The 18,354-nt window shown below is 62.7% G+C and carries 14 protein-coding genes and 2 pseudogenes; 11 read left to right on the top strand and 5 right to left on the bottom strand.

Annotated elements, in window-relative coordinates:
* Positions 1–2: 2 nt before the first annotated feature.
* The gene (locus tag CGK93_RS18195) at positions 3–1,055 is read right to left on the bottom strand and encodes a hypothetical protein (protein ID WP_089596026.1); all 1,053 of its coding nucleotides are present in this window, start codon (positions 1,053–1,055) and stop codon (positions 3–5) included.
* 437 nt (positions 1,056–1,492) lie between these two features.
* Positions 1,493–3,157, bottom strand: a complete 1,665-nt coding sequence (locus tag CGK93_RS18190; protein WP_232481388.1) for an ATP-binding protein — start codon at positions 3,155–3,157, stop codon at positions 1,493–1,495.
* 180 nt (positions 3,158–3,337) lie between these two features.
* Here CGK93_RS18190 and CGK93_RS18185 point away from each other — a divergent pair, with 180 nt between their 5' ends.
* The gene (locus tag CGK93_RS18185; protein ID WP_089596025.1) at positions 3,338–3,721 is read left to right on the top strand and encodes a DUF7793 family protein; all 384 of its coding nucleotides are present in this window, start codon (positions 3,338–3,340) and stop codon (positions 3,719–3,721) included.
* A gap of 19 nt (positions 3,722–3,740) precedes the next feature.
* Positions 3,741–4,550: a class I SAM-dependent methyltransferase gene (locus CGK93_RS18180; RefSeq protein ID WP_089596024.1), complete on the top strand. Its 810-nt coding sequence runs from the start codon at positions 3,741–3,743 to the stop codon at positions 4,548–4,550.
* A gap of 63 nt (positions 4,551–4,613) precedes the next feature.
* Here CGK93_RS18180 and CGK93_RS18175 read toward each other — a convergent pair.
* A pseudogene (locus CGK93_RS18175) lies at positions 4,614–6,832 on the bottom strand (S9 family peptidase).
* A 241-nt stretch (positions 6,833–7,073) separates the two neighbouring features.
* On the opposite strand from CGK93_RS18175, the gene CGK93_RS18170 reads away from it, so the two are divergent.
* From CGK93_RS18170 to CGK93_RS18130, 9 genes are all read left to right on the top strand, one after another.
* Positions 7,074–7,823: a glycosyltransferase gene (locus tag CGK93_RS18170; RefSeq protein WP_232481387.1), complete on the top strand. Its 750-nt coding sequence runs from the start codon at positions 7,074–7,076 to the stop codon at positions 7,821–7,823.
* Positions 7,820–9,280 carry a glycosyltransferase family 4 protein gene (locus CGK93_RS18165; RefSeq protein ID WP_089596022.1) on the top strand — a complete coding sequence of 487 codons (1,461 nt, stop codon included), beginning with the start codon at positions 7,820–7,822 and terminating at the stop codon, positions 9,278–9,280. The genes CGK93_RS18170 and CGK93_RS18165 overlap by 4 nt, the downstream gene beginning before the upstream one ends.
* Positions 9,281–9,359: 79 nt before the next feature.
* The gene (locus tag CGK93_RS18160) at positions 9,360–10,892 is read left to right on the top strand and encodes a lipopolysaccharide biosynthesis protein (RefSeq protein ID WP_157731891.1); all 1,533 of its coding nucleotides are present in this window, start codon (positions 9,360–9,362) and stop codon (positions 10,890–10,892) included.
* A complete protein-coding gene (locus CGK93_RS18155; protein WP_232481386.1) occupies positions 10,889–12,034 on the top strand; it encodes a glycosyltransferase family 4 protein in 1,146 nt (381 codons plus the stop codon). Before CGK93_RS18160 ends, CGK93_RS18155 begins: the two co-directional genes overlap by 4 nt.
* 30 nt (positions 12,035–12,064) lie before the next feature.
* Positions 12,065–12,844 (top strand): PIG-L deacetylase family protein, encoded by a 780-nt coding sequence (locus CGK93_RS18150; protein WP_089597566.1) that lies wholly within the window; start codon positions 12,065–12,067, stop codon positions 12,842–12,844.
* On the top strand, positions 12,841–14,424 hold the full coding sequence (locus tag CGK93_RS18145) for an ArnT family glycosyltransferase (protein WP_089596020.1): 1,584 nt from the start codon (positions 12,841–12,843) through the stop codon (positions 14,422–14,424). Before CGK93_RS18150 ends, CGK93_RS18145 begins: the two co-directional genes overlap by 4 nt.
* A gap of 5 nt (positions 14,425–14,429) precedes the next feature.
* On the top strand, positions 14,430–15,746 hold the full coding sequence (locus CGK93_RS23650; protein WP_157731888.1) for a hypothetical protein: 1,317 nt from the start codon (positions 14,430–14,432) through the stop codon (positions 15,744–15,746).
* A 158-nt stretch (positions 15,747–15,904) separates the two neighbouring features.
* A complete protein-coding gene (locus CGK93_RS18135) occupies positions 15,905–16,288 on the top strand; it encodes a hypothetical protein (RefSeq protein WP_089596018.1) in 384 nt (127 codons plus the stop codon).
* Positions 16,285–17,166 (top strand): hypothetical protein, encoded by an 882-nt coding sequence (locus CGK93_RS18130; RefSeq protein WP_089596017.1) that lies wholly within the window; start codon positions 16,285–16,287, stop codon positions 17,164–17,166. The genes CGK93_RS18135 and CGK93_RS18130 overlap by 4 nt, the downstream gene beginning before the upstream one ends.
* A gap of 19 nt (positions 17,167–17,185) precedes the next feature.
* Here CGK93_RS18130 and CGK93_RS24240 read toward each other — a convergent pair whose 3' ends face one another.
* Together CGK93_RS24240 and CGK93_RS24235 are read right to left on the bottom strand one after the other, a co-directional pair.
* Complete coding sequence (locus CGK93_RS24240) at positions 17,186–17,734, bottom strand: GGDEF domain-containing protein (protein ID WP_232481674.1); 549 nt, start codon at positions 17,732–17,734, stop codon at positions 17,186–17,188.
* Between the two features lie 90 nt (positions 17,735–17,824).
* A pseudogene (locus CGK93_RS24235) lies at positions 17,825–18,061 on the bottom strand (response regulator); the annotation flags it as partial.
* Positions 18,062–18,354 lie beyond the last annotated feature (293 nt).

Raw genomic sequence — 18,354 nt, 5'->3', positions numbered from 1 at the left:
GCTCACCCCCCGTGTGGCCCGCCTCGTTGTTCATCGCTGTGGCGAAGGTACTCCCGAACGGCTGCGCTGCGTTCGGGCAATGCTGCCTGTTCGAACAGCATGGCAGCTTTTTCGAACGTCACCAGTGCATCCTGCCGTCGATCGGATTCAAGCAGGGTCCGGGCTAAAAGGAAATGTGCTTCCGCCGAGGTTTGTGTGGCCAGAATGGTGGAGCGGGCGCACAGGGGTTCCAGGATCGCGGCGGCTTGCTGCATATCATCGCTGAGAAAATACCAGTGGGCGCGGACCAGCGACATTTCCAGGTGGTCCCGCTCGGAGCCGCCCACAATGTCCGTGGCGAGCTCTGCCCTTTCAATGCAGCGGAGGGTTGCAGGATCCCTGAGTTTTGCCTGCAGGCGCATTTCCGCTGATGCCCTGTTGAACCGTGCCCACAAATCAACGTCTTTGGACGGTGAAAGCCGTTCGGCCGCGAGATCGTGGTAGCGGCCGCCGTCGGCAACACGATTGGCAAGGAATGCAACGTTGCCAATCACCCAATAACCTTTGCCGGCAGTGTCTTCATCGACGTCGTCGGTCAGCAGGGTTTCCAGGACGAGGCATTCGCGCCAGGCATCGTCCAGGAGCCGGCTCTCCGCCAATGCAGCGATCAGGGCGCGCTGGGCGAGGATCTGAACGTACAGCAATTCGGCATCTCCGGCCGCAAGTTTGGCCGCCTCCGCAGCCATGGTGGCAGCTTCGGGGAGCCTGCCCAGGCCTTGGAATGCTACGGCAACCATGGTTCCTGCTTTGGCCCCGAGCTCGGCCGAGGAGGCGGTCAGGCTGTGATCGTTGAGTTCCATGGCGACGTTGAGGTATTCCTCAATGCGGCCTTGGTCCCGGAGGCACTCCGCTTGAAGGTAACGCATGTTCCACCAGGACTCGTCATCTCCGGCGGCGGTGGACAGTCCGGCAGCCTCTACGGCCAGGCGGTAGGCCTCGTCGAAGTCCCGTTCCTTCCACTTGGCGCGTGCCGTGAGACCGGCAACGAAGTGGGAGGCGAGGTGCGGACTTTGCATGAGCCCATTATCCATGTCATTAGGGAAGAAAAGCTCGTATAGTTTGCACCGTGACTTTATTCAAGTCACAGACAACAAATTCGCATCAGTACGAAAGGGCATAGCGGATGAAAAAATTTGCGGCAACCCTGCTCATGGCGGCGGTTCTGGCAGTAACGGGTTTCGCTGCCCCAGCTAATGCCGAGCCTACGCAAGACAGCACGGCAATCGGCTGGTGGCCTAACAGCTACACCGCCACGAAGACGAACACCACCAGCATCGGTTGGTGGCCAAACTAAACTTTGGGGGCGCCTCTCAAGGCCATATAACGTCAATTGATGCCCCGGGTTGCTGCCCGGGGCATCAATTTTGTTTCACAGTATGTCGAGCATTAGTGACCTTAGAGCACTTGCACGGACCTGACCTTGACACGCCTGTCACACCGGGCAGGGGTGTGACTACGGCCCGCCCACCGGCAACTCCACGGATACCGTGGTGCCGGCCCCGAGGGTGGAATCCAGCAGGAGGCGGCCCATGTGGCGGCTGATGATGTCGTGCGCAATCGCCAGTCCAAGCCCACTGCCGGGGACCGCTGCTGACGTGGCATTGGAGGCCCGGTAGAAGCGGGTGAAGATGTGGGGGAGATCGTGCTCGGGGATGCCCAGGCCGTTGTCTGCGATCTCTACCAGCGCCAGCCCGCCGCCCTCCGAGTCCGAGACCGAACTGGTGATGCCCACCCTGCCGCCCTCGGGTGTGAACTTGATGGCGTTGGCCACGATGTTGGTGAACACCTGTTCCAGCTTCGCTTCGTCGGCCGTGACCTCGATGTCGTCAGTCCCCTCGGTGAAGGACAACGAGACGTGGCGGGACTCTGCCAGTGGCCGAAGCGTGGCCACCACCACCTGCAGGAGCTTGGCAATATCCACCGGTTTGAGGTCCAGGTTGCTGCCGTCCTGCATGGACACGGTAAGCATGTCCTCGATGAGCCTGCGGAGGCGGGTGGAGTTCCGGGCGATGACGTCCAGCATCTTCCGGATACCGTCGGGAACCGGCCCGCCGGATCCGTCCTGGATCATGTCCAGATAGGCGGTGATGGAGGTCAGCGGTGTCCGGAGTTCATGGTTGACCGTGGCCAGGAAATCGGTTTTGGCCTTGTCCAACTGCCTTAGCTGGTGCAGCACCCGCTGTTGGGCACTGATGAGGTGGCCCTGGATGAGCCCGTGGGCCACGTTCCCGGCCACGTGTTGCATCAACGCGATCTCGGGACGGGTCCAATCGTGCCGTTCCTGGACGGTGGAGAGCAGGATGATGCCCATCGCGGTTGCTCCCTCACCCACTGGGAGAAGGACGGTGGACACAGGGTCGAGCTCGCCGGACCACTCCCGCAGGGCCTTGGCGATCCTGGAGTCGGGGTCTTCGCGGTGGTCCGCGACTGCCAGGACATCCGCATCCGCCCACAGCCTGTTGGCGGCCTCGATAATGGCGTTTTCGCTCTCACCCAGCCTCGCGGGAAGCAGCGGAAGGCCGGGACGGTTCCACTGTGCACGAATGCTGGGAACACGTTCGTCGCGGAAGGTGGCAAACCAGACGTGGTCCACGTCCAGCGCCTCACCGAAGCCACGCACCACGTGGTCTGAGATCAGTTGGGGATCGTTGGTCTCCCGGATCGCCGAGGAGACATTGCGGAGGCTTTCGCGCAGTGCTTCGATTTCGCCGCGTGAACGCGCGCGTTCGGCAGCCCGGCCGATCAGGGTTTCAACCCGGTGGACCAGTTCCCCGGATCGCACGGGGCTGATGACGTAGTCCGCTACGCGCCAGGATTCCACTTCCTGGAGGTCCAGGGATTCCAAGGAGGCAAGGATCAGCAGCATCGGAACCCCGGGGCTGCGCAGTCCGTATGCCAGGGAACTCTCAGCTACCGCTACCGAGGGGGTGCGGTGCTGGAGATGGGCGGCCAGGGCCGCGGCATCCACGGCAGGGAAAACGTTGAATCCCGCTGCGGCAAGGGCGGCCGTCGTCGCGGCCAAACGGTCCTTGTCTGAATCCGCCACTACGGCGGAGCGGGCATGCTGTACGTCGGCAACGGTCTCGCCCACTGAGCCCCTTCCGTTCCAACGGTTCATTCACGGTGTTTTCATGATGTGGCAACACCCTATCAGCGGCATTGCGGCCAAAGGTGACCATGCGTCAAATGGGGTGGATGAGTCCTGGGACACACCTTTACTTTGCCCTTGGGATTCGACAGCCTTGAGGATGTCAGCAGAGGTAACCGCTGCAGCAGCACCAACCGCGCAAGGAGCACTGTGGACCACCCAGCAACACCGCAGGACCATCAACAGGTGACGTTCGAGCTGGAGCTCGAAGAACCAGGCATTCTTCGCCTGACGTGGCCGCGCGGGGCAAGGATCAAGGAACCTGACGCCCAACGGGCCATGGACCGGGTGAACGAGCTCTGCGGCGAGGAACGCCATCCAATGATCGTGGACATGGCCACTACGGATGATGTCACCCGGGGTGCCCGTTCCGTGTTTGCCAAACCGTGCCAGGCCAACCGCATCGCGCTCTGGGGCTCATCTCCGGTGGACAGGGTCATTGCCAACTTTTTTCTGGGCATCATGAAGCCACCGTGCCCCACTAAGTTCTTCACATCTGAAACAGAGGCGTTGGAGTGGCTGGTGGAGGCCTAGCGCCACCTATATTTGGAGAATGTTCTCCGCTTTGAGGAAGTACCTGCTGATTCCCCGCCTCATCAGGCTCTCTTCCGCTGCGCCCAAGGATCCCCGCACCGCCTGGGACCGGTTCTGGGGCGATATCCGCTCGACCGGTGCCACTGGCGACGTCCTGTGGGACTCGGGCAGTGACCATGAACTCAACGGCTACCTCCCCCAAATGGCGCAGTTGGACCCTTCCCTGCCCGTGGTGGACGTCGGATGCGGCAACGGCAGTTTCACGCGCTTGCTGGCGCAACACTTCCCGCACGCATTGGGCCTGGACTACTCTGCAAACGCGGTCGAGCGGGCACGGCAGGAGTCAGCAGGAATCACGACGGCGTCATATGCGGTCTGCGACATGACGGCACCGGACGCAGCGCAGACTGTCGCTACGGCCCTCGAAGCGGCGGGCTGGACGGGGGACGCGAACGTCTTCATCCGTGGTGTCCTGCACGTTCTGGACCGAAGCGGCCGCACCGCGTTGGCTGCGAACCTGCTGCCCGTCGTCGGGACCCGCGGCGGCGTGTTCCTGGCTGAGACCAACTTTCCGGGCACACCGGTGGACTACGTCAGCCATCTGGGCGCCACCCGCAAGTCCATCCCCGCCCCGTTGGAGTGGGCCATCCGTGGGCTGCCTATGCCTGGCCGGTTCGGGGCAGCACAGCGGGCCAAGGCCTTCCCGGCCTCGGACTGGACCCTGGTGGAGGAAGGCTCGGCGAGCATCGAGACGCGCCCGCTGAGCAACCCGTCCACCCCGGACTTGATCCCTGGATACTTCGCGCTGCTCGGGGCCCGCCAGCGCTGAGAGTTTTTGTACAGCAGATGCCCTCAAAAGGTCTTCATGAGGGCATCTGCTGTACAAAAACTCCTACTTCAGGCCGGCTCCCGGCAGGAGTTCAGTGGCTCCAAGGGAGTCGGCGACGAACGCGTAGTCCCATGCCCGCTCACGCCACTGGACGTACCGGCCCGAGGCTCCGCCGTGTCCGCCGTCCATTTCGATCTTCATGACGATCGGCTCGGAACCCGTGGACACGGAGCGCAGCGCCTGAACCCATTTGGCAGGCTCGACATACAGCACCCGGGTGTCGTTGAAGGATGTCACCGCAGCGATCTTGGGGTAGGCAACGGCCCCCACATTCTCGTACGGAGTGTAGGACTTCATGTAGGCGTAGGCCTCGGGGTCCGTGATCGGGTTGCCCCATTCCTCCATTCCAGGGCGGACAGCGGAAGCTCGGGATCCAGGATGGTGGTCAGGGCATCCACGAACGGCACCTGTGCCACCACGGCAGCATATTTTTCCGGGGCCATGTTGGCGACTGCACCCATGAGCAAGCCTCCCGCAGATCCACCCATCGCCGCGATTCGGGACGGTTCAACCCATCCCGATCCAGCCAGCCAATCCGTGGCCGCGATGAAGTCCGTGAAGGTGTTCTTCTTGGTGAGCTTCTTGCCGTCCTCGTACCACTGACGGCCCAATTCGCCGCCGCCCCGGATGTGGGCGATCACCATGACGATGCCGCGGTCCAGGAGGGACAAGCGGGCCACGCCGAAGCCCGGATCCATGCTCATCTCGTACGAGCCATAGCCGTACACCAGCCCTGCTCCCGTGCCGTCCTGCTGGACCGACGCGTGACGCAGCACTGACAGCGGGACCCGGGTGCCGTCGTCGGCCGTTGCCCATTCGCGGGTGGCCACGTAATCCTGCGCCGTGTAGCCGCCCAGAACGGGGCTTTCCTTGCGGAGGAGCAACTGGCCGGCGGGCAGCCCGGCGGTAGGGAGCACAAAGTCGTAGACGCGCGACGGAGTGAAGTAAGACGTGTAGCCCATGCGGATGACGGGAGCCTCGTAGTCCGAACCTGCCACCCCGGCGGTGTAGAGCTCTTCGTCAAAGGCCGGCTCCACCGGCGCACCCTGGGCCTCGGTGCCGAGGCCGGCCAGGGGCAGCACCTGGACCCGTTCGATGGTGTCCTTGCGGACAGACAGCACCAGGTGCGTGGACGTCACGCCGGCGCCGTTGACCCGGACGTCGTCGGAATGTTCGACGACGGTACGCCAGTCCTGCTCTGCCAGCGGCTTGGTGAGCCCGGCCGGGTCCACCAGGCTGACCATCGAGTTGATGGCGTCCTTGTTGTGGGTCAGGAGGAGTGTCTCCTTGCCGTCCAGGAGGAAGGGCTCAGCCTCGTACAGAATATGGTGGTCGCGTGAGATCACAGTGCTGAGGCCGGCGTCGTAGTCGTCGAAGCGGAGCAGTTGCGTCTCGCTGAACTCCGAGCAGCCGATGCTGAGCACCAGATGGCGGCGGTCCGCTGAGAGATCGAACCCCAGCCACATGGCGACGTCGTCCTCCTGGTAGAGAACCTCGTCCTCGGCCACCGGCGTACCAAGAACGTGGGCCTTCACCTGGTAGGGGCGCCACGAATCATCCACCACGGTGTAGAAGAGGCGCGTGCCGTCGGGGGAGAAAGCCACTCCGTAGAAGATGTCCTCAATGACGTCCGGGAGGAGCTCCCCGGTGCGCAGGTCCTTGATCCTGAGGGTGAACCGTTCGTCGCCTGAGTTGTCCACGGCGTAGGCGTAAAGGTTGCCGTCAACCGTCACCGCGGCACCGCCCACGCTGAAGAACGGCTGGCCCTCGGCTTCGATGTTGCCGTCCAGGAGGATTTGTTCGCCGTCGATCTCCACGCCGGGCTCCACAGACGGGGGCGTCCAGTCCGCTACGGGGTCCCCGGTGTCGTGGGCCAGGACGCGGCACTGGATGCTGTACTCTTTGCCTTCCACCGAACGGCTGTAGTACCACCACCCGTCCTTGCGGCTGGGCACGGACAGATCCGTTTCCTGGGTGCGGCCCTTGATCTCTTGGAACATGGCTTCCCGCAACGGTTCCTGGTGCGCTGTGACGGCTTCCTGGTAGGCGTTCTCCGCCTTCAGGAGGTCCACTACCTCAGCGGATTCCTTGTCCCTGAGCCACTCGTAGTTGTCCACAAAAACGTCGCCGTGGTGTTCACGGCGCGTGGGGACCCGCTTGGCGACAGGAGGCACCGCTGTTGATTCCGGAGCAGCGGCAGGGACGGAAGATGTGTGGCTCATGTGGCCACTCTATAGACGGGCTCAGACAAGGAACCAGCAATTTCGCTCAGAGCGCCCGGCTCCGCTCCCAGTATTGAGAGTGGTCCATGACTTGGAGCACTACGGCTGGATTGGCGTCATGACTTCCGTGGTGCCCCCACTCCTTATATTGCGAGCACGTTTTTGTGCCGTACCCGGATATATGGAGGTTCAGATGGTCCTTCTTCAACAGCACAGTGTGCACATAGGCAAGAGAGGGAGTGTGCAGGCACGCCGACATTCAGACTCGCTGCGCCGCTCCCGCGTGGATCTGGAGGTGGTCATTCCCGCCTACAACGAGGCCGCGAGAATCCCCGACACCTTGAAACAGACGGTCGATTTCCTGACCAACCAGCCGTGGTCTTCGCGGATTGTTGTGGTGGACAACGGAAGCGTTGATGAGACCGCCGCAGTGGTCCGCAGGATCTCCCGGGAAGAGGGGGACGCCGTTCCCATTTCCGTGGTGGGGTGCTCACGGAAGGGGAAGGGAGCGGCAGTCCGTCGCGGCCTCCTTAGCGGCACGTCCAGGTTCACGGGCTTTTTCGACGCCGACCTCGCCACGCCGCTGGAAACACTCACCGAGGCCATGGCCCATCTCTCAGACGGTGCAGCAGCGGTGATCGCTTCCCGCCATGCACCCGGCTCAACCCTGGTCCGGCCCCAACACCTCGGACGAAGGGTGGGAGGCTCTGCCTTCCGGGCGCTGACCAAGTCAAAGGTCAAGGGCATACGGGACACTCAGTGCGGCTTCAAATTCTTCGAACGCGATGCCCTCACAGCAGCCATGGTTCAGTGCCGCAGCACTGGTTTCGCTTTCGACGTTGAGCTTTTGCTGCGCCTGCAGGACAACAACGCCAGCATCATCGAACTTCCCGTGGCATGGACCGATGGAGCCGCATCAACGTTCCGCCCCTTCCAGGATGGGGTGGCCAGCTTTGCCTCGGTGATCCAACTCCAGAGGGCAACACCATGATGTCCGGCCTTCCTGACATCAACTCTCCAACCCTTCTCGCCGGAAAGCACGTGCTGGTCCTCAACTGGCGCGACGTCCAGCACTCACAAGCCGGCGGCGCCGAGCAGTACATGCACGAGATTTCCAAGAGGTGGGTGCAGAACGGCGTCCACGTCACCTGGTTTACAGGGCGCGACGACGGCCAGTCACCTGAGGATGTCATTGACGGCATCCGCATCCTGCGCGGAGGCGGAGCCCTGTCCATTTATGGACATGCCGCGCTCCGGCTTGTGCGGACCGGCGGGCTTTTGCAGAGCGGGGGGGAATTTGATGCCGTGGTGGACTGCCAGAACGGGATACCGTTCTTTTCGCCCTTGTTTTTGCCACGGAACCTGCCGATCATCCAGGTGATCCACCACGTCCACCAGGAACAGTTCCGCACCAGGTTCTCTCCGCCTTTGGCCGCCGTGGGCCGGTTCCTGGAAAGTTCGGGAGCCAAGACGGTGTACGGCCAGCGTTCCATTGTGGCGGTCTCGCCCTCCACACGGCTGGAACTGAGGAAACTCGGGTTCTCCGGTCCTGTCCACGTGGTGCCGAACGGAACCATCGACATTCCGGAGGAGGTTGCCGCCCGCGCGCCCCACCCGACCATCGCCGTCGTCAGCCGCTTGGTGCCGCATAAGAGGCTGGACCTGCTGATGGGCCAGTTTGCCGTGGCAGTGCGCAGCATTCCAAAGCTGCGGATGGACATTGTGGGGGACGGCCCGGAACGGGCCCGGTTGCAGCAGTTGGCCATGGACCTCGGCCTGGACCACGCAGTAACGTTCCACGGCTACCAGCCCAATGAGGTCCGTGACAGGTTGTTGAGCCGGGCTTGGCTGACTGCTTCCACCTCGGCGTCAGAAGGTTGGGGCTGCTCGGTGATCGAAGCCGCCGCGTGGGGTGTGCCCTGCCTGGCCCTGCGTGTTCCAGGCATCCGGGACTCCGTAGTGGACGGCAGAACCGGTTGGCTGGTGGATACTCCCCAGGAGCTTGGGACCGCAATGGTTGAGGCCCTCACCGCCTTGGGTGAGCCGGACTCGGAAGCGGTGGTCTCAGCGGAGTGCCGGGAATGGGCCCGCTGCTTCACCTGGGACCGCAGCACCAGACTGCTCACTGGAGCCCTGATGGAAGAGGAGAAGATACGGCGCGACGGCGGGGATCCTCGTTCGTTCCACTCTGACCTTTCCACCCTGGTCCGGTTCGTGTTGCCTGAAGATGCCGATCTTCAGTCCATCCTGCACCGGACGGATGAGGTTGCCGTTGCGGATGATGGACATGTCGCTGTGCTGATGAAGGGACGTGACGAGTTCGAGGCCTTCGCGGCAATGCAGAAGATCGGCGTGACGTCTGCGGAACTCCGTTCGGCCGGACGCACCACTCTGCTGGCCGGCCCCGGGAGCGCTTTCACTCCCGCCGATGCCCTTGATGGCCAGTAACGGACGTTCATCCATGGATTCATCCCAGAAAACAATGACTCTTGCTGTGCGGGAAAGACCCCGGTCACACCGCAGGGCCTTGGAAAAGGACCCAGGCATTGCGGCAAACAGCGGCTTCCTTGCCGTGTCCGCAGGGGTTGTGGGCGTCATGAGTTATGGCTGCACTCTGCTCATGGCCACCATGCTGGACACCGCGGACTACACGATGTTCGCCGCGGCGGCGATGATCCTGGGAGTGGTGGGGATCGTGGCCAATGCCTTGGTCCCGCTTCCCTTGTCGCACGTTGTTGCCGTCCATCAGGCAGGCTCCGAGGAACGGCGTAATGGCTTGGCCTTCTCGGTCTTCGTGTCCTGCCTGGCGGGCGTTGCCGCTGCAGTGATCTCAGGCAGCGTGACGCTCGCGCTCGCCGACCCCGTCCTGGCCGCAGTGGTGGCGTTGGCGGCCTTTGTCATCTTCGTGGCGAATGCACCCGCGGGCTGGTTGCAGGGTGAGCTCCGTTTCACCTGGTACGCGCTGTCCACTGTGGGCGAGGTTCTCCTGAGGCTTATCTTCAGCGTGGTGGTGATCGCCATGGCATGGGGTGCCGGGGGAGCGGTCCTAGGTTTCGTAGTGGGGTGCCTGGCGCCGTTAATAGTGCCGTGGTCCTTCTACCGGGACTTGCGGTGGCGCCCGCGGGTTGTGCTGGAGAAGTGGAGATGGGCCGAGACCAGTGACATCGCCTCCGTTCTCGGCGTTGTCTCCGTGCTGGTGGGTGTCGATGTCGTGGTGGTCGGCTTCCTGGACAGCGGATCGGCCGATGCAGCAGGTTTCCAGGCGCTTGCCACCATCGCCAAAGGGCCTGTCTACGTGGCAGCCGGAACCGCTTTGGTGGCCTTCCCGTTGCTTCGCACGCCCGGTGCCAACGCGGGTCAGGTTCTTGGTGCTGCCTTCGCGTCGTTCGGGCAACTTGCCGTGGTGGCTTTCGCCATCATCGCCACAGCTCCACCACTGATGGCCGGATTCATCGTGCCGCAGAAGTACCACGGCTCCCTGGGGCTCCTGCCGTGGCTGGCTGCTTCCGGTCTTGGTTACGCGGTCCTCATGGTCCTGTCCACGGTGCTCCTTGCCGTGCGGGCCTACCGCCGATGCCAGATCGGCCTCGCCTGCGCGTGTCTCCTGGTGGTGGGCGGGCTCTGGGTTGGCTGGCAGGTGAACGCCGTCACCGGCATGGCCGTGGGCTCCGCTGTGGGCGCCCTGACAGCGGGCGTGGTTCTGGCGCTGCTGGCGCGTCCCGTCCTGGTAGCAGCACACCCAGGGAGGGGAGCCGGCCCGTTCCTGGTCCTGGCCATCGCCCTGATAGTGGCACTGGCAGTGGCCGCCGACCTGCAGCCCCTTGCGTGGCTGGCCCTGGCCACCGTCAGCGGCCTCTTGGTTCTCGCTCACCAGCGGGGGCTGTTGCCGCACGGGAACGACTTCAAAATTCGACGACGACGGCACGTTGGCGGGCGGTCGGCTGGCACCCGTGCTGGTGGCAGCCGCCGTCGGGGTTTCAAGCGCGGAGGTGACCGCCATAGTCACGGCGACCACAGTCCATGGCCTCCCAACGCCCGAAGGATGGAAAGACAGCTATGAGAGTTTTGCATTTGGGATTCGAAGATCCGCGCATGCCGGGGGCCGGCGGGGGATCCGTGCGGACGCACGAAATCAACCGTCGGCTTGCAGACAAGGGTTATCACATCACGGTGCTCACCACCCGGTATCCGGGCTGGACGGAACGTGTGGAGGACGGCGTGCGCTACGTGCCGATCGGGTATGGATCCGGCCGCAATCGGCTGACCCGGTTGGTGGCTTACGTGGCACGGCTGCCGTTCGAAGTGAGCCGGCGCCGATCATCGGTTGACTTGGTGGTGGAAGATTTCTTCGCCCCGTTTTCCACCATGGCAGCCCCGCTATGGACCCAACGCCCCACCATTGGGGTTGTCCAGTGGCTCCATGCCAGGGACAAGGCCCGGCAGTACAAGTTGCCGCTGCATTGGATGGAGCGGCTGGGGGTACGGAAGCACCGAAGACTCATCGCTGTTTCGCAGGGCATAGCCGAACGGTTGAAGAAACTGAATCCAAACGTTCATGTGGACGTGATCGGCAACGGTGTGGACCCCTGTGTGTGGAGCAACCCGCCGCGCCATGGGAAGGATGTCCTCTTCATCGGCCGTCTGGAGTACGGGCATAAGGGGCTTGACCTCCTCCTGCAGGCTTGGTCCCAAGCGTGCAGCAGGGTTGAGGGAAATCTGCTGATTGCCGGCACCGGTCCGGACGAAGACAGATTGCGTGCAGCCGTCCAGGAAGCCGGTCTGTCCGAACGTGTTCAGCTGCTGGGCTGGTTGTCTGGGGATAGGAAGTTCAAGACCATCAGCGAGGCCCGTCTCGTGGCGGTGCCTTCCCGGCACGAGACGTTCGGCTTGGTGGCCATTGATGCCTTGGCTGCTGGTACGCCAGTGATTGCTTTCGATATCCCGTGCCTCAGAGAGATCCTCCCTGCCGGGACCGGATGGCTTGTCACCCCCTTTGACGTCACTGCTTTCGCCCATCAGATTGCCACCCGCTATTCCCAGCCAGGGCTGGAGCAGGTGGCTGTGGAAGGACGCCGGTTTGCCGCCGGCTACAACTGGGATGCGCTCGCAGACTTGCAGGCTCAGGCCTACGTCACCGCACTGGGTGAATTGAACACCTCCCAACCCCGGCAGGAGCAACTCCGCCGTGCAGAAAGGGCCTGAATGCCGTTCCAATCCAGAGTTGATCGTTCCATGGCCGGAGACGCTCCATGGCTTTTCTTGTCACCCCATCTGGACGATGCTGTGTTGTCCTGCGGGGCTCTCATCGAAGCGCAGGCCCAGAGGCGTCAGATCGTCGTTGCGACTCTTTTCACTGAGTCATCTCCCGCTCCGCACACCAGCGCGGCAGGGTCGTTCCTGCGTCAGTGCACGGTCCCGGATGCCGGGGAACTCTTCGAGGCCAGGAGGTCGGAGGACCGGGCCGTGCTGGAAGACATGGGAGTCCAGTCCCTGCATCTAGGGGAAGTGGATGCGCTGTTTCGACGCCGGAGCAAGCCACCCAGGTTGGGAAGCAGTGCCTGGGACAGGCTTCTTCCGGAACTGACGCACAGATACCCCACCTATCGGTTCGACATCGCCTTGGGCAGAATCTCCCGGGGAGACCGGGAGATGATACGTGCGCTTCGCGCACGGGTCGCCGGGCTCTTGGAGCTGACCGGGGCGGAGCTGCTCTTTTGCCCCGCGGGAGTGGGCCGGCATGTTGACCATCTGATTACCCGCGACCTTGGCAGGGACCACCCGGCACATCTCGTGATGTACTCGGACTTTCCCTACGACCTGTTGGCCGGACCGGATGAAGCGTACCTGTCCAACAGAGGATTTGTGCGGTGGTCATGGGACATGGGCCTGGATACTAAGCCCGGCCGCATCAGGCAGTATGCCACGCAGGCCGACGCCTTGTTTCCTGCAGGGGAGATCCCTCTGATTCCGGAAACCTACTTTGTGCCCGCAGTGCCGTCAGGCGTGCGATGACTTCGCTTCACCGCGCTGATGCGCCAGCGCTAAAGTTCACAGCACGACGGTCTGCCGGGAAGCGGCGTCAGGTAATCCAGCACCCGCTCTGGGTCGCAGCGCTTGTGGGAGTGCTGGCTCTGGTATTTCGGGTATTCGGAGTCCAACGGGCAAACGATGTCTTCATCGACGAAGTGACGTACGCAGATTTGGCCCAACAGATGGCAGACGGGCAGATGCCAACAATTCTGGGCACTCCCTTTTTCCTGCATCCTCCGGGCACCTACGCCCTCAACGCCCTGGTCATCCGTGGCTTGGGCCTTCAAGGGAGTTCGATGGATCTGGCGCTGCAATTGCGGTGGGTCAACAGCATCCTGGGGGCAGTGACGGTGGTGGTGTGCTTCCTGGTGGTTCGCCGCCTGGTGGGCATCGGAGCTGCCGCGGTGGCAGGGGTGGTCCTGGCAAGCGATCCCTTTGTCCTCCGCATGGATGGCCGTTTGATGATGGAGACGCCGGCAGGTTTGGCCGTTCTGACGGGCTGGCTCCTGGTCCTCGTGGTGCTTGACCGCCGGAAGGGACGGGCACGTCTGTGGCTGGAAATCAGCGCCGGCCTGGTGTTCGGGCTGGCCATCGTCATGAAGGACATGACGGCCGTGTTCACCGTGGTTCCGCTCGTCGCCGGCGTGTTCTGGCGCAGAACCATACCGCCGTTCACTGCCTGGCGGATTCTCGCCTCAGCCCTGGTTCCCTACGCGGTGTACCTGGGTTTGCTGACCGCCATGGGACTTCTTCCACAGTTCGTCGAGCAAAAATCGGTAGGCATTCTGAGGATGGTGGGTGCCGTTCAGATGACCGGTTTCAATTCGGTCTCCGAGGTAAGCCTCGCAGAACGCCTCGTGGATCTAGTGGGACGGTTCGGCACCAGCTATATGCTCTTGGGACTTTCCGTACTGGTCGGCGCCGTTGCCGCCACCTCGCCTTCGGCCAATCGCCGCATTATCGGTTTGTTCTCGATATTTACAGGCCTGGTGGGGGTCTACTCGGTTTTTTTTGGTGCTGCAGAAGAACAATTTGGTTACTGCGTGGTCCTTGCAGGCGTGGTCTCACTACCCGTGGCTGGAGTGATGGTTGTGTCGTGGCGGCCCCGGCTGGGACGGTTGGTGGTTGTTGCGACGGCACTCATAACTGCCCTCAGTCTTTTCCTTGGGGTTCAAGCACGCTCCGTGGTGGATGACGGGCTCATCCAAGCCAGGAATTGGATGATTGCCGAGCTGCCCGCGTCGGCAAGAGTGGGCTTGACGTCCGTGACGGGTGAATTCGCGTTGCTTCCGCATGAGAACTGGGAGGTTCTGCCCTCGTTGGAATCCTTGAGGGACGGGGATGCCCAGTACGTTCTGACCCAAGGCAGACAGCTAAGCCAAGGGTACGGCTTTGCTTCTCCTGGCTTTTTGGACTGGCTGCAGAACAACGCCCATCCCGTTTTTACCTTTAGTGGACCAACGTCAGGTGAGACCGTGGTGTGGCGATTGGATCGAACCAAGCTGGAGGCCGCTGTTTCAGGCGGACTGGTACTGCCGCCTGTATCTGGTGGGTACAGGTGAAGCGCGTGGCCCTTTCGCTGGTGCTGTCGATCGTGATGGCTGCCATGACTGCCGGATGCAGCGCTGGCTCCCAGCGTGCAGTACCGGAGCCTTTGGCATTTGGAGTTTTAGGCGCAACCTGTGAACCTCAACGCCTCGCAGCGCTTCGCGGGGCCGGGGTTTCGATCGTGGAACTGCCTGTGGCTTGGGACCGTTTCGAGCCTCGCCAGGGAAGGGTGGACGGCCAGTATGTTGCCGCCGTCGTGGCACAGCTGGAGCAGTGCCGTCAGGCCCGCATCAAGGTGATTTTGTCCCCCGGTCTGCACTACCCGCCCGCATGGGTACGAGGACTGCCTGGTGGTGAGTTGAGGGGAAGCAAGGGAGGCTTGCCACGGGGCAGCGGTGCCGAGCTGATCTTCAGCTCCGCGGTGAGAAAAGCCGCCCACAGGTACTTGTCGCGCCTTGTCTTGCGATTAGGGGTGGACCAAGGAATGGAGAATATTGCAGCAATAAGGGTAGGGACAAACTCCAGCGGGGAACTGGGGTATCCGGGGCCAGACGACGGTGGCAACGAGCGCGAGTTTTGGGCGTTCGGCGACGCTCCACAAAAGGGCACGGGTTTAGCCGAAGGGGTGGCACTCTCCCCGATGCCGGGATGGGTGCCCGGCTCGGCTGTATGGAATGGCCGGGCTGTGACTGGCCAACAGGTCCATGAGTGGTGGGACTGGTACGCCGGATCGGCTGTGGAAGCAGTGGTGTGGCAGGTCAAGGCGTTGCGTAGTCTGGGTTATCAGGGACGGGTCCACGTTCCTGTCGCAGGCCGCGGCGTCCTGCCTGCTGACAAAGAAAAGGCTGTTGCCGGGCATCTGGATGGGCGGGCGAACCCTGATGGTGCCCAGGAGCGCGGCCTGGATTACCTGGCACAGTTCGCCGTCTTGTCGATGGTTCCCGGCGTGGACGTGGACTTCACCGGGCTGGATGACGTCTCGGCAGCCGCGGCCCGTTCCACCGTTCCGCGCCAGGACCGGTGCAGCCCCGGCGACGAAGAGAAGGCGGTCAAGGAAGACGTCTCATCGTGGTCCTCGCAGCGGTATACGAGCGCCTTGGCCCGACGCGCGGGACTCGGCTTGGTGGGGGAGAACCCCGGTCCGCCGGACTTCCCGTTTACGGGCGGCTCCTCATTGTCGGACAGTCTTGCCGAACAACTGCGGACCGCTCCCGGCTACGCCGTGGACTGTGGAATGACCATGTTCCTGTTCGGCTTTGAAGAGAATTTGTTCGACGACGGCGAAGGTGGGGTCACCTTGGATGACTACAAAGAGGTCATCCAGCAGAGCCACTGATTCTGGCGGCAGTCCTCGGGCCGGCGTCATGTTCGGCGAGCTGCGCTCACTTATTAGATGAGTCGGCCGCGGACCCCGCTGCCGACTACAGGGTGGACGCGGGAATTGCGTACATAGCGTTGTCGCCTTGCTGACAAGGTTCGATGAGGAGAACATCCATGACCAATGGCAAAAATGCCGCCGTACCCATGCCCCTGTCACCCAGCGGTGCAGAGGGCGGCACTTCCTTCACGGCTGCCCGGCCATTGCGCCGTGAGGGTCGGCGGAAACAGGGTCCACCTCGAATCCTGTCGGCCGTAGGCCCCATGCTGTTGTTACTGACGTCGATGGCACCCGTTGCCATCCCGGCAGCAGCAGCGATGCCGGTCCAGAGTTCGCTGCCCCTTGCCGCGGCACCCTCTGCCTGTGCCCAGAGCGGCGCCACAGGCAGTAGTGCCACCAGCATCTACGCAGTCACTGCCACCCCCAACGACTCCATTGATGACACCGCAAGCATCCAGGCAGAATCAACGCGGCGGGTATTGCCGGCGGAGGAGTGGTGAAACTCTCGACGGGAACCTACATCATCAATGGAAAACTGCAGATGCAGAACAACGTCACGCTTGAAGGTCAGGGGCCGGGCACAATCCTCAAGGCCGGTCCTTCGTTCACGAACAACACCGGACCTGCTGGCGGATATCCCCTGGTGACTACGGCGGGTGCAGACAATACAACGCTGTCGAACTTCACAGCGGACCAGTCCGGGGACACCTTGAACGGCAATGTGGCGGGACGCCTCAATGAGTACGTGATTGATGTCCGCGAGTCCATGAACTCACTCGTCCAAGACGTCCATACCAAGAACCCGTTCACTTACTCGATCGCCTTTGTTGGCGGTTCCGGGTGGTGTGTCAGGGACAGCAGCACCCAGTCAGCCACCAACGGTAAGTACGTGGAGCTGGACGGCATCCACGCGATGAACACCAGTGACGGTGACATCGTGGGAAACATCGTGGATCAGCGCAAAGGCACGGATGGTGACGACGGTATAGCTGTCCACACATTTGGCGACGAAGACGTTCACGACATCCGAATCGCCAACAACAATGTGCGTGGCGGCCGGCATGGTGCTGGGATCGACCTCGCTGGAGGATCCGGTGTCATCCATAACATCAATCTCACGGGTAATACCGTCTGGGGCTCTCCGCGTGGGTTACACGACGCATACTATGACGGCACGGAGCAAATCCACCACATACAAATTGTGGGCAACACCTTTATGAATAACGACATCAAGACAACGGGCGGTGCCGTTGACTTCGAAAGGCCGGTGACGTATGTGACGATGACGGACAACACCGCGTGCAATTCCGGGGACTATCGTCTTCCTCCAGGTACAGGGAACATCAACGCCCGGAATACCCATACTGCGTTGTGCTGATGAGATCCACTGACCCTGTTCATTCCATGCGGAGCGCGCTGGCCAGGTTCACCCGGTTTCGGCCGGAGGCCTTCGCCGCGTAGAGGGCAAGATCGGCTTCACGCAGGAGTTGCTCGCTGCCTGCCCGGTGCCCGTCCGTGAAGGCCGAGACTCCGGCGCTGATGGTCAGGACACCGTCCGGATCTCCGGAGTGCTCGATCCGCAGGTCATGGACCGCGGACCGGACACGTTCCATGACGGAAGCGGCGGTGGCAGGGGACTGGTCTTGCAGGACCAAGAGGAACTCTTCGCCACCAAAGCGGTAGACGGCGTCGGCTTTCCGGACTTCGCGGGCAAGGGTTGTTGCGATCGCCACCAGCGCGGCATCACCGGCCTGGTGCCCGTAGATGTCGTTATAGCTCTTGAAGTTGTCCACGTCCACCATCGCAAGGCAGTAATCGTGATTGTCGAGGCTGTGCAGGAGGCCCAGGTCCTCCGTGAGTTTCAGGCGGTTGTGCAGCTTGGTGAGGGGGTCAGTGCGCGCCTGCTCGGTCAGCGCCGATCGGTAGCGTGCAAGGTCTGCGTGCAAGGATGTGATCCGCTGGGCAGCCAGGAGCCTGATGTGAAGGCTGAAGGGGTCCAAGGGCTTGGTGACGTAGTCGTCCGCACCGGCCTCCATGCCTGCCAGCACATCCTTCCGGGAACCGTGCGAGGTCACCAGGATGATGTACGTGTAGCTGTCCTCCTCGGACGCGCGGATGGCGCGGCAGAGGTCCAGCCCGTTGAGGCCGGGCATCATGAGGTCCGTAACTACGGCTTCGGGGCCGTGCTCCTGGTACAGCTGCCAGGCCGAGTCGCCATCCTCCGCCACGATGCACTCGTGCCCGGACTGCTCGACGGCGGCCTTGGTGATCATCCGGGAGATCTGGTCGTCGTCGGCGATCAGGACTTTCATGAAGCTCCTTGGAGAGTGCGTTCGAGGGCAACGTCCACCTGCTCGAGTTCTGACTGCAATTGCGTGAGCACCGGCATACCGATTGAAGCCAGGTCCGGTCCCGCCTCGCGGCCGAACCGCTCCAGATCCTTGCACAGCACCGCGGCGCCAACTGCTCCGATGTTGGAGGCCGCACCGGCGAGTTTATGTGCGGCCGCTTCCACGGCAGCGGCTTGCCCCGCCCCAGCGCGGTACGCAGTGCTTCCAGAGTGGTT

Origin of the sequence: Arthrobacter sp. YN, assembly GCF_002224285.1 — a bacterium.
In the GTDB taxonomy this organism is placed as follows: Bacteria; Actinomycetota; Actinomycetes; order Actinomycetales; family Micrococcaceae; genus Arthrobacter.
Note: the sequence above shows the minus strand (reverse complement) of the source record. Positions and strands in the feature narration are given on the sequence as shown.

Coding starts and splice junctions, on each gene's coding strand:
- CGK93_RS18195 (WP_089596026.1), bottom strand. CDS start 1,055: ATGCAAAGTCCGCACCTCGCCTCCCACTTCGTTGCCGGTCTCACGGCA.
- CGK93_RS18190 (WP_232481388.1), bottom strand. CDS start 3,157: ATGAACCGTTGGAACGGAAGGGGCTCAGTGGGCGAGACCGTTGCCGAC.
- CGK93_RS18180 (WP_089596024.1), top strand. CDS start 3,741: ATGTTCTCCGCTTTGAGGAAGTACCTGCTGATTCCCCGCCTCATCAGG.
- CGK93_RS18165 (WP_089596022.1), top strand. CDS start 7,820: ATGATGTCCGGCCTTCCTGACATCAACTCTCCAACCCTTCTCGCCGGA.
- CGK93_RS18155 (WP_232481386.1), top strand. CDS start 10,889: ATGAGAGTTTTGCATTTGGGATTCGAAGATCCGCGCATGCCGGGGGCC.
- CGK93_RS18150 (WP_089597566.1), top strand. CDS start 12,065: ATGGCCGGAGACGCTCCATGGCTTTTCTTGTCACCCCATCTGGACGAT.
- CGK93_RS18145 (WP_089596020.1), top strand. CDS start 12,841: ATGACTTCGCTTCACCGCGCTGATGCGCCAGCGCTAAAGTTCACAGCA.
- CGK93_RS18135 (WP_089596018.1), top strand. CDS start 15,905: ATGACCAATGGCAAAAATGCCGCCGTACCCATGCCCCTGTCACCCAGC.